The sequence below is a fragment of the Amycolatopsis sp. NPDC059027 genome (assembly GCF_042739735.1).
GTDB lineage: Bacteria > Actinomycetota > Actinomycetes > Mycobacteriales > Pseudonocardiaceae > Amycolatopsis.
The window spans coordinates 1-22,467 of sequence record NZ_JBHYIK010000010.1 but is presented as its reverse complement, the minus strand read 5'-3'; the positions used below and the strand labels follow the sequence as shown (position 1 = coordinate 22,467).

24 protein-coding genes are annotated in these 22,467 nt (G+C 67.4%); 11 read left to right on the top strand and 13 right to left on the bottom strand.

Annotated elements, in window-relative coordinates; genetic code table 11:
- Positions 1–136 precede the first annotated feature (136 nt).
- Positions 137–1,426 carry an acetyl-CoA C-acetyltransferase gene (locus tag ACFWY9_RS09190; protein WP_378338588.1) on the bottom strand — a complete coding sequence of 430 codons (1,290 nt, stop codon included), beginning with the start codon at positions 1,424–1,426 and terminating at the stop codon, positions 137–139.
- A 105-nt stretch (positions 1,427–1,531) separates the two neighbouring features.
- Here ACFWY9_RS09190 and ACFWY9_RS09185 point away from each other — a divergent pair, with 105 nt between their 5' ends.
- Complete coding sequence (locus ACFWY9_RS09185; RefSeq protein WP_378331557.1) at positions 1,532–2,869, top strand: 3-oxoacyl-ACP reductase; 1,338 nt, start codon at positions 1,532–1,534, stop codon at positions 2,867–2,869.
- Entirely contained in the window at positions 2,869–3,717 is an 849-nt protein-coding gene (locus ACFWY9_RS09180; protein ID WP_378331556.1) for a MaoC family dehydratase, read from the top strand. Before ACFWY9_RS09185 ends, ACFWY9_RS09180 begins: the two co-directional genes overlap by 1 nt.
- On the opposite strand, the gene ACFWY9_RS09175 is transcribed toward ACFWY9_RS09180, so the two are convergent.
- Positions 3,704–4,378, bottom strand: a complete 675-nt coding sequence (locus ACFWY9_RS09175; RefSeq protein ID WP_378338587.1) for a TetR/AcrR family transcriptional regulator — start codon at positions 4,376–4,378, stop codon at positions 3,704–3,706. The genes ACFWY9_RS09180 and ACFWY9_RS09175 overlap by 14 nt on opposite strands.
- Positions 4,379–4,502: 124 nt before the next feature.
- On the opposite strand from ACFWY9_RS09175, the gene ACFWY9_RS09170 reads away from it, so the two are divergent.
- The 3 genes from ACFWY9_RS09170 to ACFWY9_RS09160 all read left to right on the top strand — a co-directional run bounded on the left by ACFWY9_RS09170 (position 4,503) and on the right by ACFWY9_RS09160 (position 7,081).
- Positions 4,503–5,174 carry an SCP2 sterol-binding domain-containing protein gene (locus ACFWY9_RS09170; RefSeq protein ID WP_378331554.1) on the top strand — a complete coding sequence of 224 codons (672 nt, stop codon included), beginning with the start codon at positions 4,503–4,505 and terminating at the stop codon, positions 5,172–5,174.
- A 115-nt stretch (positions 5,175–5,289) separates the two neighbouring features.
- Positions 5,290–5,841: an SCP2 sterol-binding domain-containing protein gene (locus tag ACFWY9_RS09165; protein WP_378338623.1), complete on the top strand. Its 552-nt coding sequence runs from the start codon at positions 5,290–5,292 to the stop codon at positions 5,839–5,841.
- Between the two features lie 55 nt (positions 5,842–5,896).
- Positions 5,897–7,081, top strand: coding sequence for a YDG/SRA domain-containing protein (locus tag ACFWY9_RS09160; protein WP_378338586.1), 1,185 nt, complete (start codon positions 5,897–5,899; stop codon positions 7,079–7,081).
- Between the two features lie 3 nt (positions 7,082–7,084).
- Here the strand turns inward: ACFWY9_RS09160 and ACFWY9_RS09155 are convergent, their stop codons facing one another.
- The 4 genes from ACFWY9_RS09155 to ACFWY9_RS09140 all read right to left on the bottom strand — a co-directional run bounded on the left by ACFWY9_RS09155 (position 7,085) and on the right by ACFWY9_RS09140 (position 10,815).
- Complete coding sequence (locus ACFWY9_RS09155; RefSeq protein WP_378338585.1) at positions 7,085–7,558, bottom strand: FxsA family protein; 474 nt, start codon at positions 7,556–7,558, stop codon at positions 7,085–7,087.
- A gap of 69 nt (positions 7,559–7,627) precedes the next feature.
- On the bottom strand, positions 7,628–8,215 hold the full coding sequence (locus ACFWY9_RS09150) for a hypothetical protein (RefSeq protein WP_378331551.1): 588 nt from the start codon (positions 8,213–8,215) through the stop codon (positions 7,628–7,630).
- A gap of 42 nt (positions 8,216–8,257) precedes the next feature.
- On the bottom strand, positions 8,258–10,198 hold the full coding sequence (locus tag ACFWY9_RS09145) for an ABC transporter ATP-binding protein (RefSeq protein ID WP_378331560.1): 1,941 nt from the start codon (positions 10,196–10,198) through the stop codon (positions 8,258–8,260).
- Between the two features lie 29 nt (positions 10,199–10,227).
- Positions 10,228–10,815, bottom strand: coding sequence for a TetR/AcrR family transcriptional regulator (locus ACFWY9_RS09140; RefSeq protein WP_378331559.1), 588 nt, complete (start codon positions 10,813–10,815; stop codon positions 10,228–10,230).
- 103 nt (positions 10,816–10,918) lie between these two features.
- Between ACFWY9_RS09140 and ACFWY9_RS09135 the strand changes: the two genes are divergently transcribed.
- Positions 10,919–11,212, top strand: coding sequence for a DUF6191 domain-containing protein (locus ACFWY9_RS09135; RefSeq protein ID WP_378331550.1), 294 nt, complete (start codon positions 10,919–10,921; stop codon positions 11,210–11,212).
- A 162-nt stretch (positions 11,213–11,374) separates the two neighbouring features.
- Here ACFWY9_RS09135 and ACFWY9_RS09130 read toward each other — a convergent pair whose 3' ends face one another.
- From ACFWY9_RS09130 to pdhA, 3 genes are read right to left on the bottom strand one after another with little or no spacing between them, the layout of a single operon-like run.
- Entirely contained in the window at positions 11,375–12,757 is a 1,383-nt protein-coding gene (locus ACFWY9_RS09130; RefSeq protein ID WP_378338584.1) for a dihydrolipoamide acetyltransferase family protein, read from the bottom strand.
- A 16-nt stretch (positions 12,758–12,773) separates the two neighbouring features.
- Positions 12,774–13,772, bottom strand: coding sequence for an alpha-ketoacid dehydrogenase subunit beta (locus tag ACFWY9_RS09125; RefSeq protein WP_378331548.1), 999 nt, complete (start codon positions 13,770–13,772; stop codon positions 12,774–12,776).
- On the bottom strand, positions 13,772–14,980 hold the full coding sequence (gene pdhA, locus ACFWY9_RS09120) for a pyruvate dehydrogenase (acetyl-transferring) E1 component subunit alpha (RefSeq protein WP_378331547.1): 1,209 nt from the start codon (positions 14,978–14,980) through the stop codon (positions 13,772–13,774). The genes ACFWY9_RS09125 and pdhA overlap by 1 nt, the downstream gene beginning before the upstream one ends.
- Positions 14,981–15,337: 357 nt before the next feature.
- Here pdhA and ACFWY9_RS09115 point away from each other — a divergent pair, with 357 nt between their 5' ends.
- On the top strand, positions 15,338–16,759 hold the full coding sequence (locus tag ACFWY9_RS09115; protein ID WP_378331546.1) for a M20/M25/M40 family metallo-hydrolase: 1,422 nt from the start codon (positions 15,338–15,340) through the stop codon (positions 16,757–16,759).
- An 83-nt stretch (positions 16,760–16,842) separates the two neighbouring features.
- Here ACFWY9_RS09115 and ACFWY9_RS09110 read toward each other — a convergent pair whose 3' ends face one another.
- Entirely contained in the window at positions 16,843–17,853 is a 1,011-nt protein-coding gene (locus ACFWY9_RS09110; RefSeq protein WP_378326378.1) for an ABC transporter substrate-binding protein, read from the bottom strand.
- A 65-nt stretch (positions 17,854–17,918) separates the two neighbouring features.
- On the opposite strand from ACFWY9_RS09110, the gene ACFWY9_RS09105 reads away from it, so the two are divergent.
- From ACFWY9_RS09105 to ACFWY9_RS09090, 4 genes are read left to right on the top strand one after another with little or no spacing between them, the layout of a single operon-like run.
- Positions 17,919–18,941 (top strand): FecCD family ABC transporter permease, encoded by a 1,023-nt coding sequence (locus tag ACFWY9_RS09105; protein WP_378326377.1) that lies wholly within the window; start codon positions 17,919–17,921, stop codon positions 18,939–18,941.
- Positions 18,938–19,948 (top strand): FecCD family ABC transporter permease, encoded by a 1,011-nt coding sequence (locus ACFWY9_RS09100; RefSeq protein ID WP_378326376.1) that lies wholly within the window; start codon positions 18,938–18,940, stop codon positions 19,946–19,948. The genes ACFWY9_RS09105 and ACFWY9_RS09100 overlap by 4 nt, the downstream gene beginning before the upstream one ends.
- Before the next feature lie 50 nt (positions 19,949–19,998).
- A complete protein-coding gene (locus ACFWY9_RS09095; protein ID WP_378326375.1) occupies positions 19,999–20,355 on the top strand; it encodes a hypothetical protein in 357 nt (118 codons plus the stop codon).
- Positions 20,355–20,717 carry a hypothetical protein gene (locus ACFWY9_RS09090; RefSeq protein WP_378326374.1) on the top strand — a complete coding sequence of 121 codons (363 nt, stop codon included), beginning with the start codon at positions 20,355–20,357 and terminating at the stop codon, positions 20,715–20,717. Before ACFWY9_RS09095 ends, ACFWY9_RS09090 begins: the two co-directional genes overlap by 1 nt.
- Here the strand turns inward: ACFWY9_RS09090 and ACFWY9_RS09085 are convergent.
- The 3 genes from ACFWY9_RS09085 to ACFWY9_RS09075 form a co-directional block, all read right to left on the bottom strand.
- On the bottom strand, positions 20,701–20,943 hold the full coding sequence (locus ACFWY9_RS09085; protein WP_378326373.1) for a DUF397 domain-containing protein: 243 nt from the start codon (positions 20,941–20,943) through the stop codon (positions 20,701–20,703). The two genes, ACFWY9_RS09090 and ACFWY9_RS09085, sit on opposite strands and share 17 nt — an antisense overlap.
- Positions 20,906–21,799 carry a helix-turn-helix domain-containing protein gene (locus tag ACFWY9_RS09080; RefSeq protein WP_378326372.1) on the bottom strand — a complete coding sequence of 298 codons (894 nt, stop codon included), beginning with the start codon at positions 21,797–21,799 and terminating at the stop codon, positions 20,906–20,908. The genes ACFWY9_RS09085 and ACFWY9_RS09080 overlap by 38 nt, the downstream gene beginning before the upstream one ends.
- A 109-nt stretch (positions 21,800–21,908) precedes the next feature.
- A complete protein-coding gene (locus ACFWY9_RS09075) occupies positions 21,909–22,394 on the bottom strand; it encodes a hypothetical protein (RefSeq protein WP_378338583.1) in 486 nt (161 codons plus the stop codon).
- Positions 22,395–22,467: the final 73 nt, after the last annotated feature.

The following is a 22,467-nucleotide window of genomic DNA, read 5'->3' as shown; positions in this document are numbered from 1 at the left end:
GCGCTCCCTCTCGCACACCGCCCGCCCGCCACACCCTCGCCCCCCTCCCCGAGGGTGGCTCCTTGCTTCACCCCCACACAGCCCTGCCCCCCCCCCCCCCCTTCCGCACGTCCTACGAGAGGAAAGTCCCCTTCAGCTACTTCTCCAGGATGGCCGTGACGCCCTGGCCGCCCGCGGCGCAGATGGAGATCAGGCCGCGGCCCGAGCCCTTCTCGTTCAGCAGCTTCGCCAGCGTCGCGACGATCCGGCCACCGGTGGCGGCGAACGGGTGCCCTGCCGCCAGCGAGGAGCCGTTGACGTTCAGCTTCGCCCGGTCGATCGAGCCCAGCGGCGCGTCCAGTTCCAGCTTCTCCTTGGCGAACGCCGGGTCCTCCCACGCCTTCAACGTGGCCAGCACCTGCGACGCGAACGCCTCGTGGATCTCGTAGAAGTCGAAGTCCTGCAACGTCAATCCGGCCCGCGAGAGCATCCGCGGCACTGCGTACGCCGGCGCCATCAGCAGGCCCTCTTCGCCGTGTACGTAGTCGACGGCCGTCGTCTGCGAGAACGTCAGGTACGCCAGCACCGGGAGCTTGTGCGCCTTAGCCCACTCGTCGGTCGCCAGCAGCACGGTCGAGGCGCCGTCGGAAAGCGGCGTCGAGTTGCCCGCGGTCATCGTGCCGTCCTGGCCACCGAACGCCGGCTTGAGCTTGGCGAGCTTCTCCGCGGTCGAGTCCCCGCGCAGGTTCTGATCGCGCGACAGCTTGAGGAACGGCGTCACCAGGTCGTCGAAGAACCCGCGGTCGTACGCCGCGGCCAGCCGCTGGTGGCTCGTCGCGGCGAGTTCGTCCTGCGCCTCGCGGGTGACCTCCCAGATCTTCGCCGTCAGCGCCGCGTGCTCGCCCATCGAAAGGCCGGTCCGCGGCTCGGCGTTGCGCGGGATCTCCGGCACGATGTGGCCGGGACGCAGCTTCGTGACCAGCTTGAGCCGGTCGGCCACGGTCTTCGCCGAGTTGAGCTGGATCAGGATCTGCCGCAGGTCCTCGTTGACGGCGAGCGGTGCGTCGCTGGTCGTGTCGACACCGCCCGCGATCGCCGAGTCGATCTGGCCGAGGGCGATCTTGTTGGCGACGTTGATGATCGCCTGCAGACCGGTGCCGCACGCCATCTGCACGTCCGACGCCGGGGTGGCCGGCGAGAGCTTGCTGCCGAGCACGCTCTCCCGCGCGAGGTTGAAGTCCTTGGAGTGCTTGAGCACCGCGCCGGCGGCGACCTCGCCGATGACCTCGCCCTGCAGGGCGAACCGGCTCACCAGGCCGTCCAGGGCCGCGGTGAACATGTCCTGGTTCGACGCCTTCGCGTACGGACCGTTCGACCGTGCGAAGGGGATCCGGTTGCCACCGATGATCGCGACCTTGCGAATCGGTGACGCTTTCCTCGTGGCCATTGGATCTCGCCCTCTCTAGTCGAACTGAGTCATCCCTCTCACACTGTAACCTACTCGGGAGTAGGTTAGACTTCGAAGTGACGCAAACGGCACGGGAGGCATCCGATGGCTGACAGGTACCAGCAGTTCACGAAGACCCCATTGGGGAAGTTCGTGGTGCCCAGGCTCGGACTGCCCAACCCCGCGACGCTCCGCCGCCACAAGCCGGGTCAACCTGCCCTCGAGGGTCCCGCACTTCTCGGCGCCGCGCCCGGCGGTCGGCTGGAGAAGACCGTGAAGGACCAGCTCGCCGACGCCGGGATCGAGGTCGTCACCTCCCCTGCCGATGGCAAGCACGCCGCGCTGGTCTTCGACGCCACCGGTGTTTCGGACCCGAAACAGCTGCGCGAGGTCTACAAGTTCTTCCACCCGGTGATCCGCAGTGTCGGCTCGTCGGGCCGTGTCGTCGTCCTCGGCACGCCTCCCGAACTCGTCGAGGGCCGCGAGCGGATCGCGCAGCGCGCGTTGGAAGGCTTCGTGCGCTCGGTCGGTAAGGAGCTGAAGCGCGGCGCGACTGCCCAGCTGGTGTACGTCGCCGAGGGCGCCGAGGACGCGACGGAGTCCACGCTGCGCTTCCTGCTCTCGGCCAAGTCCGCGTTCGTCGACGCGCAGGTCATCCGCGTCGGCACGCACACCAAGACCGCGACCGCTCCGGCGAACTGGGACAAGCCCCTCGACGGCAAGATCGCGCTGGTCACCGGTGCTTCCCGGGGTATCGGCGCGGCGATCGCCGAGGTGCTGGCCCGCGACGGCGCCCACGTCGTCGCGCTCGACATCCCCGCTCAGGGGGCGGATCTGTCGAAGGTCGCGAACAAGGTCGGCGGCTCGGCGCTGCAGCTCGACATCACCGCTGCCGACGCTCCCGAAAAGCTCGCCGAGTACCTGAAGACCCGCCACGACGGCGTCGACATCGTCGTGCACAACGCGGGCATCACCCGCGACAAGACGCTCGGGAACCTCACCGAGGGCGGCTGGGACTCGGTGATCGCGGTGAACCTCGCTTCGCAGCTCGCGGTCAACGACAAGCTCATCGGCGACAAGGTGCTCAAGGAGAACGGCCGGATCGTCGGCGTCTCCTCGATCGCGGGTATCGCCGGCAACGTCGGCCAGACCAACTACGCGACCAGCAAGGCGGGCGTGATCGGCATGGTCAACGTCGGCGCCGAGCAGCTCGCCGGGTACGGCGGCACGATCAACGCCGTCGCGCCGGGATTCATCGAGACCAAGATGACCGCGGCGGTCCCGCTGTTCATCCGCGAGGCCGGGCGGCGGCTGTCCAGCCTCGGCCAGGGCGGCCTGCCGGTCGACGTCGCCGAGACGATCGCCTGGTACGCCAACCCCGCGTCGTCCGCGGTGAACGGCAACATCGTCCGCGTCTGCGGCCAAGCGCTTCTGGGGGCGTGATGACGGTCAAACAGCTGCACAGCTCGCCCAGCCTGGCCACGCTGTACCCGAAGGCGCTGCTCGGCGGTGTCCTGCACAAGGGTGGCGGCGACAAGCTGCCCGACACCGAGTTCGCGCGCACCGGCGTCGTCATCGACCCGGCGCACCTCGCCGCGTACAACCAGGTCTGCGGGTTTCGGCTGACCGACGAACTGCCCGCGACCTACCCGCACATGCTGGCGTTCCCGCTCCAAATGGCGCTGATGACCGAGGCGGACTTCCCGTTCCCGCTGCTCGGCATGGTCCACGTGCGGAACACGATCACCCAGCATCGGCCGCTGCGGCTCGACGAGTCGTTCACGCTGCGCGTGGGGGCGGAGAACCTGCGGCCGCATCCGCAGGGCCGTCAGTTCGACGTCATCAGCGAACTGCTGGTGGCAGACACTCCCGTGTGGACGGACGTGAGCACGTACCTGCGCCGCGGTGGTGGCTCGGGTGCGGACAAGCCGCGCGCGGCACTGACGCCGCCGTCGCCGAGCGCGCTGTGGCACATCCCCGGCGACATCGGCCGCCGCTACGCCGAGGTGTCCGGCGACCGCAATCCGATCCACCTGCACGCGCTCACCGCGAAGGCCTTCGGTTTCCCGGCCGCGATCGCGCACGGCATGTGGACGAAGGCGCACGCGCTCGCGGCGTTCGAGGGCAGGCTGCCGGAGGCGTTCACCATCGACGTCCGGTTCAAGCAGCCGGTGCTGCTGCCCGCCAAGGCCGCGTTCACGACCTGGCAGACCGATGACGGCTGGTCGTTCGAGCTGTGGGCCTCGCGCAAGCCGAAGCCCCACCTCGAAGGGACGATCACTCGGCTGTAGTAGACGGCTTCCAGATCTCGCCCTCGACCAGGTCGTTGAACCCGAGCCAGACGAGGTTCATCAGCCACGAGGCGAGCACGCCGTCCGAGACGTCGGGGTGGTCGAGCGCCCAGTCGGCCAGCGACTCGGCCGCCCCGACCAACGCCGCCGAGAGCCCGGCACCGGAGAACTCGGCCTGCTCGCCGAGCCCCTTGCGGGTGCCGGCGGAGACGACGAGCGCGGCGACGAGCTCGATGGCGCGGGTGCGCATGTCGGTGATCTCGGTGGCGAAGCTGCCGCCGACCGTCAGCGCCTGGCGGTGCAGCACGGTCCACGACTCGCGGTACTCGGCGACGAAGCGGTAGAACGAGCGCAGGCCGTGCCACAGCTGCATGTCCGGTGGCAGGTCGGGTTTGATGCCGTCCTGGATGGCTTCGAGCAGCCGGGTGGCCTCGCGGCGGATGCACTGGCCGAACAGGTCCTCCTTCGAGCCGAGGTAGGTGTAGATCATCGGCTTCGAGACACCCGCGACGTCGGAGATCTCGTCCATCGACGCGGAGTGGTAGCCGTGGCGCGAGAACACCTGCACGGCGGCGTCCAGGATCTGCCGTTCGCGGACGGCACGGGGCAGGCGCCTCGCCCGCTCGGGTGAACGCTGCTCTCCAGTGGACTCTTCGGACACGTCCAGACCTCCCTCTTACGGCGAAGACGCTACCGGCAGCCGAGGTCGAAGGGGGATTCCGGCGCCCTTGCCCAGCTTACCTACTGGCGAGTAGGCTTAGTCGACAGCAGGGAGAGGAAGGCCGATGGCGGACAACACCGGGATGACCAGCACCGATCCGGGGGCTGGGCTGGGCGGGTTGCGTGGCGCGGCGCTGATCGACGCCCTGGAGCGTATCGACCCGACCGGCCCGGAAGCGCACTCCCTCGACGTCAACGTACTCGCCGACGTGGTGAACCCGCGCGATCTGGGCAAGGACGACTTCCGCCGGCTGCTGGCCGCGTTGCTGCGGATCGCGGAGCGAGCCCCCGCGTTCGACCTGAGCAAGGTCGACCCCGTCCGCTTCGCGAACCTGGTCGCCGCCGCGTCGCGGGTGCAGTTGGAGCGCGTCGTCGCCGAGCGGACGCTGCGGGAGCGCGTGCTCGGCGAGATCTTCGACCGCATGGGCGCGCACATCCGGCACGAGCGCGCGAAGAACGTCCACGCGGTCATCCACTGGCGGCTGTCGGGCGGTGTCGGCGACGGCGGCTACGACCGCTACGAGACGGTCATCTCGCACGGTGCCTGCACGGTCAGCCGCGAGATGCGGGAGAAGCCCAAGGTGACCATCACGATCGCGCCGACGGACTTCTTCCGGCTTATCACCCATCAGGCGACCCCGGCTGTGCTTTTTGTCACCGGGAAGATCAAGGTCAAGGGCGACCTCGCATTCGCCGCGGGCTTGATCGGATTTTTCGACCTTCCGAAACCGGCCTGAGCGATTACACTTCCCGCTCGTGTCCCGTAATTCTTCACCCCGGCGCTGGCGGAAACGGCTGCGCATTTCGCGGCCGCTCCGGCTGGCCGTGTCGCGCCATGGCCCCGGACACGCGCTGGACGGTTTCGCCGCCCACCTCGAGGTCGAGAAGCTCACGCCCGACGAGTTCATCCAGGTGCTGGAAACCCTGCACATGCTGGGAAGTCGCGGTGCGGGCATCGAGCTGAGCTCCCTGTCGACACAGGCACTCGTCGACATACTCGGCCAGACCTCCAGGGAACAACTCAAGGCCGTCGCGGATCACCCCGAGTTACGCTCGGTGTTCCTCGACGAGATATTCCGCAGAATGTCCGAGCATTTCCGCCCCGACCGCGCCCGGCACGTCGACTTCGTGGTTTCCTGGCGCTTTTCCGACGGTGACGGCGAAGACGGTTTCGATCGTTTCCAGACGGTCATCGAGGACGGCACCTGCGTTTCCAGCGTCGACCTCGCCCGCACCCCGGACACCACGATCACCCTGTCGGTCGACGACTTCATCCGGATGGCGACCGGCAACGCCGCGGTGGCGGCCATGTTCGTGACCGGCAAGGTGAAGGTCAAGGGCGAGTATGCCCCCGCGGTCCGCTTCAGCAGCTACTTCGACATCCCCAAGCCGTCTGGAGTCTAGTCGTTTACCACGGTAAACACCAAGACTGTCGGTGTCACGCCATAGAGTGATCGGTATGAGTCTTGCCGACATCGACCGTCAGCGCGTGCTTGCTGCTATCGCCGAGTACGACGAACTGGGTAGCGATGGGTTCAACGCCAGGTATGGCGTTGAGGCTGACGTTCGCTATGTCGTAGTCCATAGTGGTCGTGAGTACAGCGCGGTTGCGCTTGCCTCGGCAGCACATGAAACGGCTACCGGGCAGGTTCTTCGCGGTATCGACCTGCATGCGTTGGCGCTTCGGCTGACTGAGTTGCGTCTAGAGTTTCGTGACCTCGATGCGGAGCCGTCGCAGGAAGATCGGGCACGGTACGGCGAATTGCCGGGGATCCCTGAGGGGACAACCTTCAGGAGCCGGGTTGAAGCATCCGAACGTGGCGTGCATCGGGCTCGCCAGTCAGGGATTGTGGGAACAGGAGCGCTGGGAGCCGAGTCCATCGTGGTCTCCGGCGGTTACGAGGATGATGTTGATAATGGCACAGAGATCATCTACACCGGCCACGGTGGGAGGGATAGCTCGGGTAAGCAGGTAGAAGACCAAAACTTTCAGAAGTGGGGTAATGCCGCGCTGCGCACCAGCATGATCACAGGCGCGCCGGTGCGGGTAGTTCGTGGACCGCATCGGGAATCTCCGCATGCTCCCAGGACTGGCTATCGTTACGATGGTCTCTTCCGGGTTGTGGAGGCGGGGCGCGAGGAAGGCCGTCGAGGGTACCTTGTGTGCCGTTTCCAGATGGTGAAGTTGGCTTCAGCTCTTGACGTGGTAATCCCGCCTAGTGAAGTAACAATTCCTGGTGTCGAGCACCATCCGGCGCCACCGGAGGGAAGTCAGACACCTGGTCGCAGGTCAACCACGACGCAGCGGCTTGTGCGCCGTACAGCCGTGGCCGACTACGTTAAGAATCTCCATGATCACAAGTGTCAGGCATGTGGTACGCGGTTGACAGTCCGCGATCAGGGCTACTCAGAGGGTGCGCATATTCAGGCGCTTGGCGGTTTTCACTGTGGTCCCGATTTATCCGCGAATATGTTGTGTTTGTGCCCGAATTGCCATGTATTATTCGACTATGGCGTGTTGACCGTCCAGGATGACTATTCAATTCTGCGTGATGGCGTGCCAGATGGGAGGACCTTGCGAACGCACCCACTTCATGTGATCGGCAAGGAGTATCTGGCCCACCATCGGGAAGCTCATTCCTGAGATTCAGCCCTCGATGATCCGGCCTTCGATCACTGGGTGCTGTTGCTGCTGACGCGGTGGGTGGTCTTCGGTGACGACTTCGCTGTCGACCACCATGACCGGGCCGCGGCGCTGGTTGGCGAAGCGGATTGCGCGCTTTTCGGCGCGGCGGAGCCAGAACTTGCGGGCGACGGAGCGGGTGGGTGGCAGCAGGAGGAGCAGGCCGACGACGTCGCTGACGAAGCCGGGCAGCATGATCAGGACGCCGCCGAGCGCGACCAGCATGCCGTCGGTGAGTTCCTTCTCGGCGGGGCGGCCCGCGCGGGCGGTTTCGACGAACGCGCGCATGGCCTTGCCGCCTTCGCGGCGGGCGAGCCAGGAGCCGACGAAGGCGCCGGCCAGCAGGAGCCCGATCGTGCCGAGCACGCCGACGGCCGAGCCCACCGCCCAGACAGCGGCCACCTCGGCGATGACATAGAGCAGGAACACGACAGCCATACCCGGTCAACGAGTGGGCTGCCCGTTTTGCTCCCTGTCACGGTGAGGAGCGAGCAGTGTCACTCTTCGTTACTTCCCTGAGCTGCAGAATTCCGGGAGTGACCGGTCGCCGAGTTCGATGTCGGCCAGCTCTCCGACCTCGACTTCCTGGCGTACCGAGCCGGACGACACGGTCAGGAAGAGCCGCCACCGGACGCGCTTCGCGGGCTGAGCCGGAGGACAGCTGACGCGGAAGCGCACCGCCAGTTTCACCTGCTTGTCGGGGTCTACTCGCACAGGCAAGACGGTCAGTTTCGGCGGGGTGAGTAGGTAGTACTCGCTGAGCCAGGTCAGCGAGAGTGTGCCCGTTTCGGCCTGCGTGAAACCGGGCGGGACCTCGGCGCGGGCGGATTCGATGACGACGCCGACGTCGCCGGTGTTCTCCAGGATCTGCGCGAACTGCAGCCCCGCCTCGCCGGTGCTGGAGTGCACCTGCCTCGTCCCCGACAGTGGCCGCCAGCTCGCTTCACCGGGACCTGGGGCGCGGCGTGTCAAGAGCACGACCGCCGTGACGATCACTGCGAGCGCGACAGCCACGGCGACCAGCCGCCCCCGCGTCCAGAATCGCGGACGCGGGGGCGGCACCGCGATCGGCGGCGCCGGTTCGAAGTCCCCCATGGCGGGAGACGATAACCGCGTGGCGCCGCCGACGGAGGCGTTTCAGCCGGGAACCTCGTCGAGATATGCCCGCGCTTGCAGAGTGAACAGCTCGGCATAGCCGCTCTTGGCCGCCATCAGCTGCTCGTGCGTGCCGTATTCGGCGACCTTGCCGTGGTCGAGCAGCAGGATCCGCTCGGCCTGGCGCACGGTGGAGAATCGGTGCGAGATGTACAGCGTCGTCCGTCCCTCGGCCAGCTCGCGCAGCCGCGAGAACAGATCGTGCTCGGCTTGCGCGTCCAAGGCGGACGTCGGCTCGTCGAGGATCAGGATTGGGGCCTCGCGCTGGAAAGCCCTGGCCAGCGCGATCTTCTGCCATTCCCCGCCGGACAGGCTCACGCCCTGGTCGAACCACCGGCCCAGTGGGCTGTCGTAGCCGTTGGTGAGCTGTTCGATCCGGTCCGAGGCGCCGGCGCGCCGCGCCGACTCTTCGATGTGCGGCCGGTCTTCCAGCCGCGCGAGGTCGCCGAGGCCGATGTTCTCGGCCGCGGTGCCTTGGTAGGTCACGTAGTCCTGGAACATCGCGCTGATCCGGCGGCGCAGTTCGACCGGGTCGAATTCGCGGATGTCCACACCGTCGAGCAGGATTCGCCCGCCGGTCGGGTCGTAGAGCCGGCACAGGAGCTTGAACAGAGTGGACTTCCCAGCCCCGTTGCGGCCCACCACCGCCACGGTCTCACCCGGACGGATTTCGAAGCTGACGCCGTCGAGTGCGCGCTCGTCCGATCCGGGGTAGCTGAAGGAAACCGAGTCGAACTCGATGTGACCTTCCACTGTGGACGGAAGGGGCCGCGGCTCCGGCGGCGCGACGATCTCGGGTTTGGTGCCGAGGAAGCGATAGAGCGTGTCGATGTAGAGATTGTTCTCGTACATCCCGGAAAACGCGGTGAACAAGCCGGACACGGAGGTCTGCACGGACGTCGCCGCAGCGGTGTACAACGCCAGGTCGCCGAGCGTGAGCCGCCCGCCGACCGCCTCCAGCGCGATGTACAGCGCGATCGCCGAGCCCGCGAATGTGCTCAGCAGCCCCCAGGACGTCGAGCTGACGTTGCGGTTCACGGTCAGCTTCCGCTGCCGTTCGTAGTTGACCTGGCCGAGTTTGCGGAACCGGTCCACAAAGTACGGTCCGAGGCCGAAGAGCTTGGTCTCCTTGGCGTAGGTGTCGGTGGTGACCAAAGAGGACAGATAGTCCATGCGGCGCCGGATGGGCGAGAGCATGAACGACATCCAGAACGCGCGGGAGCCGTACTTGGACTGCGAGATGAACGCCGGGATCGGCGCGATCAGGGCGACGAGCGCGAGCAGCGGGCTGATCGCGATCAGCAGTGCGATCATGCTGGCGAACGTGATCGTCGTGCGGACAAGGCCGAGTGCCGAGGTCATCATCGTGAGCGGCCGGGTCGGCGCCTCCTGCGCTGCCTGACGCAGCATGTCGTAGGACGTCGACCCCTCGAAATAGGCCAGGTGCAGTTCGCTCGCGTGCGCCATGACCTGGTGCCGGATGGTCAGCGTCATCCGTTCCTGGAGCAGCCCCTGTGCCATCGTCGTCAGTGACGAGCTGATCGCCGTCAGCGCGAGGACGCCGAACTGCATCGCGGCCACTTGAACGATCGCGTTTTTCGAGCCGTGGCCCTGGATCGCCGCGACGACGCTGTCGAGCAGGAGCTTCGCGATGTAGGCGGTCACCGTCGGGAGAAGGCCGGACAGCAGCGTGACCAGGGCGATCGCGATCGTCAGGAACGGGCTCGCCTGCCAGGTCAGCCGCGCGACCTTCGGTAGTCCGCGGACGGTGCCCGAGACCGCGGTCCGCATCCGGGAAAGACGCTCGCGCAGCCCTTTCGGCCGATCCTGTGGTGGTGCGTCCGGGATGTCGACGGGCCCGGTGAGGCCGCTGTCCGGCACCGTCGTGGTTCTCCGGCGTTTGCCATGCCTCCGGCCGAGCATGAGTTCGAGGCCGCCGCCTCCGCCCGGGATCATCCGGCCGCCCGGACGGCACCGTGGAGGAAGACCTCCACGATCTCGCGAGTGGTCGGGGTGTCGTCGACCTGGCCGAGCCTGCGGCCGCCGAACAACAGCGCGAGGAACAGCGATGCCAACTGCTCTGCGGGGAGCCGGAGCTGGGCCTTTTCCGGCTCGAAGAGCTCGGTCACCGCTTCTCGCATGGCGGCCATCGAGTCCCGTCGCGAGTCCTTCACGTTCTTGCGGTCCTTCAACCGCTGCTCCGGATCGCGACGCGCTCGCCCGGAGGCGTGCAGCGCTCCCATCAGCGCTCCCATCCGCTGGAGGTGCGCGCCGAGCGCGTCGGCTGCCTTGACCAGACGGTCGGCCAGCGGCTGGTCGACCGGGATCTCGGCAATCGCGTCGAGTACGTGGTCCGGCTTGAGGACCTCGGCCGTGCAGGCGTCGAAAAGCTCGTCCTTGTCCTTGAAGGCGCGGAAGATCGTGCCCTCGCCGATGCCTGCCGCGCGGGCGATCTGGCTGGTGGTGACGGTGGCGCCGTGCTCGAGGACGAGCGGCAGCATCGCGTGGATGATCATTTTGCGTCGTTCTTCGACGCTCATGCTCGGCGCCCTGCGCCGCGTTTCGGGTGGTGTCATGCCGCCCAGTGTGCGGAGTGAGTGCTCACTCCGTCAAGCTCATTAAGGGTGGCGTAGCTTCGATGCCATGGGGCTTGTCTGGGCGATGTCGATTCCGGCGCTGTTCGTGTTGCTCTTCGTGCTCGCCGTGCTGGAAGTGTGGGGCGGCAAGTATCTGCCTTGGCGGCGGCGCAGTGGCCGGACCGCGGCGTCGGTGGGGACCGAGGAGATGGTGGCGTTCCTCTACGGGACCAAACGGCACGAACTCGACCAGCGGCAGGCCGAGGTCATGCTGGTTCAGAGCGAGGACGACGGCGCGCCGCCGCGAGATCGGGTCGATCTGGAGAGTGGAAAGATCGTGTTCAAGCCCAAGGGTGCTTGAGCGTTCGGCGGTCGGAAGTGAAGTAAATTCGGCGCTCGGACCGGGAACGCCGCAGGTCAGGGATTGTCCTCCCCGCACGCGCGGGGCTGATCCCGACGAACCGGAGGCTTCGCGGGTCACCAGGTCGTGCTTCCCGCAGGGGACCTGACCGTGAAGGACTCCTTACCGGCGCTCTGTGGCGGGTATGTTTGCGTCACGGTCCGGGAAAGTTATAGCGAGGGGGGGGTCGCTGAGCAGGGCGCCGACGTCGGCCAGGAACTCCGAGCCTTGCTGCCCATCGACGACCCGGTGGTCGAAGCTGAGCGAGAGCTGCATGACCTTCCGGACCTTGATCTCCCCGTCGACCACCCATGGCGTGTCCCGGATCGCGCCGAGCGCGAGGATCGCCGTCTCGCCGGGGTTGATGATCGGCGTCCCGGTGTCGATGCCGAAGACGCCGATGTTCGAGATCGTGAAGGTCCCGTTCAGCATCGCCGCCGGGGTTGTCTTGCCCTCCCGCGCGACCTCGGTCAGCTCGGTCAGGGCGACCGCGATGTCCTTGAGCGACATGGCATCCGCGTCGTGGAGTTTCGGCACGACGAGGCCGCGCGGGGTGGCCGCGGCGATCCCGAGGTGCACGTAGTCCTTGAAGACGATTTCCTTCGTCTCCTCGGACCAGACCGCGTTGACGTCCGGGGTCCGCTTGATCGCCATGCACACGGCCTTCGCCGCGAACGCCAGCGGCGTCAGCTTCACACCGCGGAACTCACGCGAGTTCTTCAGCCTCTCGCGCAGTTCCATCATCGGCGTGACGTCGATGGTCAGGAACTCCGTGACATGCGGTGCGGTGAAAGCGCTTTGCACCATCGCCGCCGCCGTGGCCTTGCGGACGCCCTTGACCGGTACGCGACGTTCGCGCGTCGCCGGGTCGTAACCAGCGTCCACAGTGGACGTCGCAGTGGCCGGGGCCGCGCCGTTGGCGGCGCGCTGGACGTCGTCGCGGGTGATGACGCCGCCGTCGGCCGTGCCGGTCAGTGCGTGCAGGTCGACGCCGAGGTCCTTGGCCAGCTTCCGCACCGGCGGCTTCGCCAGCGGCACGTACCCACCGCGCGGCGCCTCAACCGGAGCGGAGGGAGTGGCGGGAGTGGCAACGGCCGCAGCCGGAGCGGCGGCGGGGGCAGCACCCTTGCGGGCCCGGCGCTGCGTGACCACCGTCTTGGAGCCGTAGCCGACCAGCGGCTTCATCTCCTCCTCGGCGGCGGGCTCGGGGGCGGCAGCGGCCGCTGAAGGAGCCGGGGCGGAGGGAGCCGCGGCCCCACCAGGATCGACGTCGATGGTCAGGATCGGCGTGCCGACCTCGACCGTCTGACCCGGTTCCACATGCAGCTCGGTGACCACACCGGCCCACGGGATCGGCAGCTCGACGGCCGCCTTCGCGGTCTCGATCTCCACCACGATCTGGTTGACCGCGACCGTGTCACCCGGCTTGACGTGCCAGTTGAGGATGTCGGCCTCGGTCAACCCCTCGGCGGTGTCGGCGAGGGGGAACTGTTTGTAATCGGGCATTGCGTGAACTTCCCCCTTACCAGGCGAGCGAGCGGTCGACAGCGTGCAGTACCCGGTCCAGATCGGGGAGGTAGTGCTCCTCGAGCTTGGCAGGCGGATACGGCGTGTCGAATCCGGTCACCCGAAGGATGGGGGCTTCCAGCGAGTAGAAGCACTCCTGCTGGACCCGCGCGGCGATCTCCGAGGTCAGCGACGACTCCGACGGCGCCTCGCTGACCGCGATGAGCCGGCCGGTCTTGCGCACCGACTCGAACACCGGGTCGAGGTCCAGTGGCGAGAGCGTGCGCAGGTCGATGACCTCCAGCGAGCGGCCTTCGTCCTCGGCGGCGGTCGCGGCGTCGAGTGCCACCTTCACCGAAGGGCCGTACGCGACGACAGTCGCCGTCGTACCTTCGCGCACCACGCGCGATTTGAAGAGTGGGTCGGGCGTAGCCGTCGTGTCGACCTCGGCCCGCAGTGCGCCCGAGTGGTAGAGCCGCTTCGGTTCGAAGAACAGGACTGGGTCATCGGAGTGGATGGCCTGCTGAATCATCCAGTACGCGTCGACGGCGTTCGAGCAGGAAACCACCTTGAGCCCGGCGATGTGCGCGAAGAACGACTCCGGCGACTCCGAGTGGTGCTCGACCGCGCCGATGCCGCCGCCGAACGGGACCCGGATGACGACGGGCATCTTGACCTTGCCCTGCGTCCGGTAGTGCAGTTTGGCCAGCTGCGAGGAGATCTGGTCGAAACCGGGGAAGATGAAGCCCTCGAACTGGATCTCGCACACCGGCCGGAAGCCGCGCACGGCGAGGCCGACCGCGGTGCCGATGATCCCGGACTCGGCCAGCGGCGTGTCCAGCACGCGCTGCTCGCCGAAGTCCTTCTGCAGCCCGTCGGTGATCCGGAAGACGCCGCCGAGCTTGCCGACGTCCTCGCCCATGACGAGAACCTTCGGGTCCTCCTCCATGGCGCGGCGGAGACCGAGGTTGATCGCCTTGGAAATGGTCAGTTTCTGAATGTCCACAGTGGTCATCAGTGCTCACCTGCCCCGACGAAACCGTCCAAGTAGGACAGATACTCGGCGCGCTGCGCTTCGAGAACCGGTGAAGGCTCGGCATAGACGTTGCGGAATATCCGGTCCGGCGGCGGTTCCGGCATGTTGAACGTGTAGTCGCGCAGGTCGGCGGCGAACGCGTCGGCCTCTTCCTGGACCTGGTCGAAGAACGCCTGGTCGGCACCGCCGCCACGGGCGAGATACGCGCGGACGCGCTCGATCGGGTCCTTCAGTTTCCACTCCTCCAGCTCGTCGGAGAGCCGGTAACGAGTGGGGTCGTCGGTGGTGGTGTGCGCGTCCATCCGGTAGGTGAACGCCTCGATCAGCACCGGCCCGTTGCCGTGACGGCATTCCTCCAGCGCCCAGCGCGAAACGGCGAGGCAGCCGAGGACGTCGTTGCCGTCGACGCGGATGCCGGGGAAGCCGTACCCGCGGGCGCGCTGGTACAGCGGCAGCCGCGACTGGCGTTCGGTGGGCTCGGAAATCGCCCACTGGTTGTTCTGGCAGAAGAAAACAAGCGGTGCGTCGTAGACCGCGGCCCAGACGAAGCCCTCGTGCACGTCGCCCTGCGAAGTGGCTCCGTCACCGAAGTAGCAGATCGTCGCTTCACCGTCGTCGTCGCCGACCTTGCCCTCGAACTTCTGGCCCATCGCGTAGCCGGTGGCGTTGAGCACCTGGTTGCCGATCACGATGGTGTAAGGGTGGAACCGGTGGGACTGGTAGTCCCAGCCACTGTGGTCGGTGCAGCGGAAGATCCCGAGCACCTCTTTGAGGTCGACACCGCGGGTATAGGCGACGCCGTGCTCGCGGTAGCTGGGGAAGGCCATGTCGGTGGCCCGAAGCGCCCTGCCGGAGCCGATCTGTGCGGCCTCCTGGCCGAGCAGCGGGACCCAGATGCCGAGCTGCCCCTGGCGCTGCATCGCGTTGGCTTCGCGGTCCGCGCGGCGCACCAGCACCATGTCGCGGTAGAGCCCGCGAAGTGCCGCGTCGTCGATGTCCTCGACGTACTTGTCGAACCGGGGTGAGGAGACCCGTTCGCCTTCGGGGGTGAGCAGCTGAGTCAGCTCAGCGCCACCTTCACTCGTTGCTCGCAAACCGGCGATCACCTGTTCGGGGGAAGGTTGAGCCGCTACGGCGGCCGGACCATCTCCAGGCTCCGGGTGCGTCCACTGTTCGGGGGACGGCATGCGCTTGCTCCTTGATGTCGGTGCCTCTGGTGGCCGCTTGTGGCGACCACAGCGACTGCACCGGCGGGACCAGCGCGTCGGATCTGAAGCGCTCGGTCACCGTCGGCGTTGACGGTTCTCGCCGTCATCCTGACACGAAGGGCTGCCCGATGGTGAGTCACGGTTGCTGATTTGTTGCTGAGAAACCGTTGCTGAGCAGGGAAAACGCTTGGAAGCCCTAGAGTTGGGCTGCCAAGGGTCGGGTTTCCTGAGCGCCGTTCACCTGGGGTCGCGGGTGTCGCACACCGTGTGCGCGGCCCGGCGGATGTGCCGGTCGTGACCTCCACCACAGTACGTTCCGCGTGGCAGGATGCTTGTGTGGAGCAGAAATCCGTACGTGAATCCGTGATCTCGGCGTGGACGAACGACGTCGTGCCGAGCCTGTCCGGTCTGGTGGAGATCCCCGCGCTGTCCCCCGCGTTCGACGCCGACTGGGCTGCGAACAAACACCTCGCCGCGGCCGTGGACCACGTCCGCGACTGGATCGCCGGGCGAGGGCTGCCGGGCGCGAAGCTCGAGGTCGTCGAGTTGCCGGGCCGATCGCCGCTGCTGTTCGTGGACGTCCCGGCGACACCGGGCGGCGCGGACAAGGGCACCGTGCTGTTGTACGGGCACCTCGACAAACAACCGCCGGTCGGCGGCTGGTCCGAGGGGCTGGGCCCGTGGACGCCGGTGTTGCGCGACGGCCGCCTCTACGGCCGCGGAGCCGTGGACGACGGTTACTCCGGGTACGCGGCCACCACCGCGCTGGAAGCTGTGCACGCCGCGGGCGGTGAACACGCGCGTGCCGTGCTGCTGCTGGAAACCGGCGAGGAGTCCGGCAGCCCCGACCTGCCCGCGTACCTGGAGCACCTGAGCGAAAGCCTTGGCGAGGTCACCCTGGTGGTCTGCCTCGACGCGGGTGGCAGCGACTACGAGCGGTTGTGGCTGGTCAACAGCCTGCGCGGGATGTTGCACCTCAACGTGACGGTGCGGCTGCTGGGTACGGCCCAGCATTCCGGACTCGCGAGCGGCGTCGTCGCGAGTTCGTTCCGCGTGCTGCGCCAGCTGCTCGACCGCATCGAGGACTCCGAGACAGGCGAGATCAAGCTGCCGGAGTTGAAGGTCGAGATCCCGGTGAACCGGCGCGACGAGGCCAAGGACGTCGTCGAGGTCTCCCCCGGCGCACTGCGGGAGATGTACCCGCTCGTGGACGGCGCCACCACGGTCACCGACGACGAGCTGGAGCTGCTGCTCAACCAGAGCTGGCGGCCGACGTTGTCGATCATCGGCGCCGACGGGCTGCCGAAGCCGCCCGAGGCGGGCAACGTCCTGCGCGAGAGCACGACGTTGACGTTGAGCTTCCGGCTTCCGCCCACCGCCGACGCGGCCACCGCGCTGGCCGCGGTCAAGCGGGCGCTGACCACCGACGTGCCGTACGGCGCTCAGGTCGAGCTGAGCGAGGACGCCCAGGCGGAGAACGGCTGGAACGCGCCGGCCGAAGCGCCATGGCTGACAACCGCGCTGCGCCGGGTGAGCGACGAGGTGTTCGGACGGCCGCACCGCAGCGCCGGCATGGGCGGGTCGATCCCGTTCATGGGGCTGCTGGGCGAAAAATACCCGGACGCGCAGTTCCTCGTGACCGGCGCGTGCGGGACGGACTCGAACATCCACGTGCCCGACGAATGGCTCAACCTGGACTACGCGCAGCAGGTCACGCAGGCCATCGCACACATCCTGGACGCACACGCGCGAGGCTGATCCGCCGTCCCCGAAATGCCGTTAAGGCCACCTTACGGGCATCAGACGCCCGTAAGGTGGCCTTAACGGCATGTGGCCCGCGCTCAGGCGAAGCGGTTCAGTGCGGCGGTGAGGGACGAGAGTTCCTGGGTGAAACGCTGGTAGGAGAACGGCGTTTCGTTGTTCCACGCGATCAGCCGTCCCGCCTTCACCGCGGGCAGCTGCTGCCAGGTCGGGACGCCGCCGAGGCCGTCGGGGCCGAGCGACAGCGAGCCGCCGCGCGAGTCGTACATGATCACGTCGGCTTCGTACTTCCCGATGTTCTCCCAGCTCACCTGCTCGTAGTAGCCGCCCTGCGAGTTGTCCGGGTTCTGCGGCGCGACGAACTTCATGCCCTTGTTCTGGTAGTGCTTGCTGGTCGCGAAGGCGGGCGCGTTCGCGACGTAGCAGGTGTCCTTCTGCGCGGACAGCAGCAGCACCTTCAGCCCGGACGTCTTCTTGATCGCCTCGCCCAGCGCCGCGTCGGCCTGCTCGAAACTCGCGCGGGCCTGCTGCACCGCGGGCGCCTCGACGTCTGCGCCGAGCGCCTTCGCCAAAGCTGCGAACTTGGCGATTCCCTCCGGCATGGCGATGCCCTGCAGGCCGACGCCGACGCTCGGCGCCGCCTTGTCGACCTTGTCGGCCTGCGTGTCCGGGACATACCACATCTGCTGCTTGAGGTAGATCACGCTGACCAGCAACTGCGGGTTCAGCGAGACGAACTTGTCGAAGTTGAACTCGTTCCACACGTTCCCGAGCGAGGTCACGGCGTTCAGATCGACGCCGCCGACCTGCGGGTCCGGCTTGCCGTCGGCCAGCTTCGACGGGCCGAAGATGCCGATCGGCCGGATCCCGTAGTCCCACAGCGCCGCGGCCGCCGTCACCTGTGCGACGATCCGGGTAGGCCGCTCACCGTCGAGCTTCCGGCCGCGGTCGTCGGTGTACGTCCACGTCGCGCCCCCTGAGCCGGACGGCTTGTCCTCGGTGTAGCCGCAGGCGCTCAGCAGGGTCATCGCGCCGGCCGCGGCGGTGCCCGCGAGGAAACCGCGGCGGGACAGCGTGGGCAGGTTGTTCATCGGGATCGTCCTTCTTACCGGGGAGTATGCGAGCCTTAGGCTAGCCTTGCCTTAATGTGAAAGCCATGGTCCAGGCAATGGCACGCGTCACCGAGGGGCGCACCAGAGGCTCGACGCGGACAATGGTGCTGGTCGGAGCGCTGCTCGCGCTCGCGGCAGCGTTCCTGCTGTCCATCGGGTTCGGCTCGAACGCGCTCTCGCTCGGCAGCGTTCTCCACGGTCTTTTCGCGTACGACGGCAGCTTCGACGACGTCGTCATTCGCGACGACAGGCTGCCCCGCACGGTGGTCGGTGTCGTGGTCGGCATGGCGCTCGGCCTCGCGGGTGCGCTGCTGCAGGCGATCACCCGCAACCCGGTCGCCGACCCCGGACTGCTCGGGATCAACTACGGCGCCGCGTTCGCGATCGTCCTCGGGTCCGCGTTGTTCTCGGTGACCGCGCCGGACCAGCTGATCTGGTTCGCGTTCGGCGGCGCGCTGTTCGGCACCTGGCTGGTGTCGGTGATCGGCGGCGCGGCGAGCCCGATCCGGCTGGTGCTCGCCGGGGTCGCGGTGCAGGCCGTCTTCGTCGGGCTCAACCAGGCGTTGCAGGTGATCAACACGCACAACCTGGAGCAGATGCGGTTCTGGCTGGTCGGTTCGCTGGTCAACCGTGACCTCGGCGCGCTGGCCGGACTGGTGCCGTTCTTCCTGGTCGGCGTCGTGCTTGCGGCGGTGCTCGGGCGGCCGCTCAACGCGACCGCGCTCGGCGAGGACACCGCCCGCGGGCTCGGCGCGAATCCGGCGTTCACCCGGCTCGCCGGAATGGTCGCCGTCGGGCTGCTGTCCGCGGCCGCGACCGCCGCGTGCGGCCCGATCGCGTTCGTCGGCCTGATGGTCCCGCACGTCGTACGGTTGCTGGTCGGCCAGGACGAACGCTGGGTGCTCCCGCTGTCGGCCCTGCTCGCGCCGGTGTTGCTGCTCATCTGCGACGTGCTCGGCCGCGTGCTTGGTTCGCCGGGCGAGATCCAGGTCGGCGTGATGATGGACGTTGTCGGCGGGATCGCGTTCATCGTCGTGGCACGACGGCTCAAGGCGGTGCGCCGATGACGACGGTCGTTTCGCGTGAGGCAGGCCTCGACCGACGGTCCATTGTGGTCGTCGCGGCGCTCGTGGTGGTGACGCTGGCTTTGGTCGTCCTTTCGGTCGGTACCGGCGACTACGACATGACCCCTGGCGAGGTGCTCCGCACGCTCGCCGGGCAGGGCACGAAGGCGCAGTACCTGGTCGTCACCGGACGTCTGCCACGCGTGCTGGTCGCGCTCCTCGTCGGAGCGGCGCTCGCGCTCGCGGGGTCGGTTTTCCAGACGCTGACAAGGAATCCGCTCGGCAGCCCGGACATCATCGGCTTTACCACCGGGTCCGCGACCGGCGGCGTCGTGATGATCCTGGTAGTCGGCTCGGCGCCGGGGCTCGTCTCGCTGGGCGCGCTCGGCGGCGGTCTGCTCACGATGGTGGTGGTCGCCGCGCTGTGCGCGCCGCATGGGCTGTTGAGTTCACGACTCGTGCTGCTCGGGATCGCGATGAGCGCGGTGCTGGCGGGCGTCAACGCGTACCTGTTGGTCAAGGCCAGCAAGGAAAACGCCGCCCGCGCGACGGTGTGGCTGGTCGGTGACCTCGCCGGGCGCGACTGGAACTACCTCGTGCCGCTCGCGGTCGCGATGGTGATCCTGGTGCCCGCGGTGCTGGTCAACGGCCGCGCCCTGCGGATGCTGGAAATGGGCGACGACGCCGCGACCGGTGTCGGCGTCGCGGTCGGCCGGATGCGGAATTTGTTGCTGCTGCTGGCAGTCGCGCTGGTCGCCGCCGCGACAGCCGCTGTCGGCCCAATCCCCTTCGTCGCGCTGATCTCCCCGCAACTTGCCCGCCGGATGACGCGCCTGCCCGGCCCGAACCTCGTGGCCTCGGCCTTCGTCGGCGCGCTGCTCGTGGTCGCCGCGGACTACCTCGGGCAGCGCGTTCTCGGTGCGTCGCTACTGCCGGTGGGGGTCGTCGCGGCGACTTTGGGCGGGGCGTACTTCGTGTGGTTGCTGCTGGTCGGCCGCCGTCGCGCGTGATGCATTGCCCGGATTCGAGGGATGTAGTACACTGTATTACAGTCTGAAGTGTGGGAGGAGACCTTTACGACGGCATACCCGTCGATCAGTTGTCGTTCGAGGCAGTGCATGTGCCGGATCCGGAGCACCTGCGCCGCTCGTTGCGTTATCCGGGTGCGCTCGATATCGAGCCCGAGCATGCGGTCGAGGCCGCGCTCGACCCGGATCGCCTGGTAGCGCGGGATCCGTCCTCGCGGACCGGCGAGTCGATCCGGGTCATCGGCTATTCGGCCGGGATGGATCGGGTTCTGGTGGTGGTGCTTGTACCGGAGGGCCATCCGCCGCAGGGCGTCTGGCATGTCGCGACGGCGTGGCCGGGTGACAAACGGATCCGGCAGATTTATCGACGAATATGGGTGGTGCAGTGATGACGGATGAAGAGCTTCGTACGCGGATCGAGGAAGCGGCGGAAGACGCCGAGGCGAACCCCAATGTCGATGTCACCTGGTCTCGCGTGTCACCGCCGAAGAGCCCGACGGCGGTGTACAGCGTTCGTATCCCGGTGGACAGGATCGAGGAGTTGCGAAAGTTGGCGGCGGAACGCGGTGTGCAGCCAACGGCGCTGATCCGCACCTGGGTCCTCGCCCAGCTGGACGCCGCGAACGACGCGGACGACCAGACGAGGGAGTGGGAGAACGAAGTGCGGGCCACGATCGATCGGCTGCGGTCGTTGCTCGACCAGCGGTCCGGGGTCCCGGCGGCCGAGGCCTGCGTCAGCGCACCGAGCTGAGGAAGGAGTGCCAGGCAGTTGAGGGGAAGGTGAGCGCGCCGGAAGCAGGGGCCTTGGAGTCGCGGACGGCGATCTGATCGGGAAGAGCTGCGATCTCGACGCAGTTGCCGTTTCCAGTGCCGCTGTAGCTGCTCTTCACCCAGGCGACCTCGATGCAGTCGCCGTTCCCGCTACCGCTGTGGCTGCTCTTACGCCAGGTCAGACGTGCCTGCTCGACTAGAGTCATGATCAGTCCTCAGAACGTCGTAGTCGCTTGCCAGGGTGGCAAGCATCTCCTGGGATTGTCTCGCATCCAGCGCGGCTCCGGCCACCCGTGACAGCACAGCTCGGTGCGCGTCCACGTCGGCTGGCTCTTTGAGAAACACGCTCGCGGTGTAGGTCTCGTTGTAAACGATCGGCTTGTGATTCTGGTATTTCATCAACCTGAAGGGAGGAAAGATCCCCGACGGGAAAGCGGCGGCTGGGACTACTCGGATATTGCAATCCGTGCGATGCCCGGCTAGCACCAGGTGCAGCATTTGTTCATGCATGACCTGCGCATCGCCGATGATGGAACGCAGGACATGTTCGTGCATGAAGAAGTCGAACACAGGGTGTTCGCGTTGGCGGATAAGGCTCTGCCTGGCGATCCGGGCTTTGACCCTGATCTCGATGTTGTGCTCGTCGTGGGTGCCGTTGTGCCGGAACACGGCACGGGCATAGTCCTCAGTCTGGAGAATTCCCGGAACCAGCTGTGATTCGTACAGGGTGATGCCGGTGGCTGTGGTCTCGTGGGTGACGAGGGTGCTCAGCTCATCCGGCAGCTGATCGTGGTGCGGCCGGAGGCGGTACGGGTCGTCGGCTTCCCTCGCCAGGTCCCTGAGCCGCCGGATTTCGTCGCCGGATACGCCGCAGAAGGCCAGTAGCCGGATGAGGTCGAACTCTTCGATCCCCCGCAGTCCGTGTTCGATGCGGGAGATCTTGCTGGCCGAACAGCCCAGCTTCCGCGCGAGCTGGGCTTCGGTCAGCCCGGCCGCGAGCCGGGCGCGCCGCAGGTCATTGCCTAGTTCCTTGGCCTGCGGCGTCGCCTTTCGCGCTTCCATGCGATCAACCTAGAACCGCTGGTCAACAGCATGGGAGCGCGACACCGCCGAATCATCACAACGGATGCCGGCTTGCCACCCGGCACGGATTACGCCGATCGGGCGGCGCTTACTTCGCGGGCTCGGAGCGGAACGACAGGCCGCCCTTGTTGCAGGCGACGATGGTGGTGCTCTTCATCGTGGCATGCGGGACCATGGCGCAGGTCCAGCCCGAAGCCAGCTTGGCTTCGCGCATGGTGCCGCCCTGCGGGTCGACCGGGTACTTCTTGTACTCGTCCATGACGTTGAACACCTCGGTGCAGCCCACGGTCCCGGCCGGAGTGCTCTCGGCGAGAAGATTCTGGGAGTCCTTCTGGGCCGGGTCGATGGGACCGCAGTTGACGTCCTTGTGGTCGGCCGGGTTGTCGACCGGCATGCTGCCGGGCGCTTCGGACGGGGCGGGCTTGCTGGGCTGGCGGTTGGCGCCGGGCGCGGTGCCGATACCGGAGTTCGCGGAACCGGGAGCGGCACTCGGGTCGGTCTTGGCCGCGGCGGCGGTGACGGTCGGCGCCGAGGTGTTGGCGGGGGGGGGGGTGGGGCCGGACGACGACAGCACGTGGGCGCCCCCCCCGCCCGCGGGCCGGGCGCGGGCGACCTCCCGGGGGATCTACATCAGCATGAAAAACAAA

What these genes read in the sequence shown, in the direction of transcription:
- ACFWY9_RS09190 (WP_378338588.1), bottom strand. Translation starts at nt 1,426, where the DNA reads ATGGCCACGAGGAAAGCGTCACCGATTCGCAAGGTCGCGATCATCGGT.
- ACFWY9_RS09185 (WP_378331557.1), top strand. Translation starts at nt 1,532, where the DNA reads ATGGCTGACAGGTACCAGCAGTTCACGAAGACCCCATTGGGGAAGTTC.
- ACFWY9_RS09180 (WP_378331556.1), top strand. Translation starts at nt 2,869, where the DNA reads ATGACGGTCAAACAGCTGCACAGCTCGCCCAGCCTGGCCACGCTGTAC.
- ACFWY9_RS09170 (WP_378331554.1), top strand. Translation starts at nt 4,503, where the DNA reads ATGGCGGACAACACCGGGATGACCAGCACCGATCCGGGGGCTGGGCTG.
- ACFWY9_RS09160 (WP_378338586.1), top strand. Translation starts at nt 5,897, where the DNA reads ATGAGTCTTGCCGACATCGACCGTCAGCGCGTGCTTGCTGCTATCGCC.
- ACFWY9_RS09155 (WP_378338585.1), bottom strand. Translation starts at nt 7,558, where the DNA reads ATGGCTGTCGTGTTCCTGCTCTATGTCATCGCCGAGGTGGCCGCTGTC.
- ACFWY9_RS09150 (WP_378331551.1), bottom strand. Translation starts at nt 8,215, where the DNA reads ATGGGGGACTTCGAACCGGCGCCGCCGATCGCGGTGCCGCCCCCGCGT.
- ACFWY9_RS09145 (WP_378331560.1), bottom strand. Translation starts at nt 10,198, where the DNA reads ATGCTCGGCCGGAGGCATGGCAAACGCCGGAGAACCACGACGGTGCCG.
- ACFWY9_RS09140 (WP_378331559.1), bottom strand. Translation starts at nt 10,815, where the DNA reads ATGAGCGTCGAAGAACGACGCAAAATGATCATCCACGCGATGCTGCCG.
- ACFWY9_RS09135 (WP_378331550.1), top strand. Translation starts at nt 10,919, where the DNA reads ATGGGGCTTGTCTGGGCGATGTCGATTCCGGCGCTGTTCGTGTTGCTC.
- ACFWY9_RS09130 (WP_378338584.1), bottom strand. Translation starts at nt 12,757, where the DNA reads ATGCCCGATTACAAACAGTTCCCCCTCGCCGACACCGCCGAGGGGTTG.
- ACFWY9_RS09125 (WP_378331548.1), bottom strand. Translation starts at nt 13,772, where the DNA reads ATGACCACTGTGGACATTCAGAAACTGACCATTTCCAAGGCGATCAAC.
- pdhA (WP_378331547.1), bottom strand. Translation starts at nt 14,980, where the DNA reads ATGCCGTCCCCCGAACAGTGGACGCACCCGGAGCCTGGAGATGGTCCG.
- ACFWY9_RS09110 (WP_378326378.1), bottom strand. Translation starts at nt 17,853, where the DNA reads ATGAACAACCTGCCCACGCTGTCCCGCCGCGGTTTCCTCGCGGGCACC.
- ACFWY9_RS09105 (WP_378326377.1), top strand. Translation starts at nt 17,919, where the DNA reads ATGGTCCAGGCAATGGCACGCGTCACCGAGGGGCGCACCAGAGGCTCG.
- ACFWY9_RS09100 (WP_378326376.1), top strand. Translation starts at nt 18,938, where the DNA reads ATGACGACGGTCGTTTCGCGTGAGGCAGGCCTCGACCGACGGTCCATT.
- ACFWY9_RS09090 (WP_378326374.1), top strand. Translation starts at nt 20,355, where the DNA reads ATGACGGATGAAGAGCTTCGTACGCGGATCGAGGAAGCGGCGGAAGAC.
- ACFWY9_RS09085 (WP_378326373.1), bottom strand. Translation starts at nt 20,943, where the DNA reads ATGACTCTAGTCGAGCAGGCACGTCTGACCTGGCGTAAGAGCAGCCAC.
- ACFWY9_RS09080 (WP_378326372.1), bottom strand. Translation starts at nt 21,799, where the DNA reads ATGGAAGCGCGAAAGGCGACGCCGCAGGCCAAGGAACTAGGCAATGAC.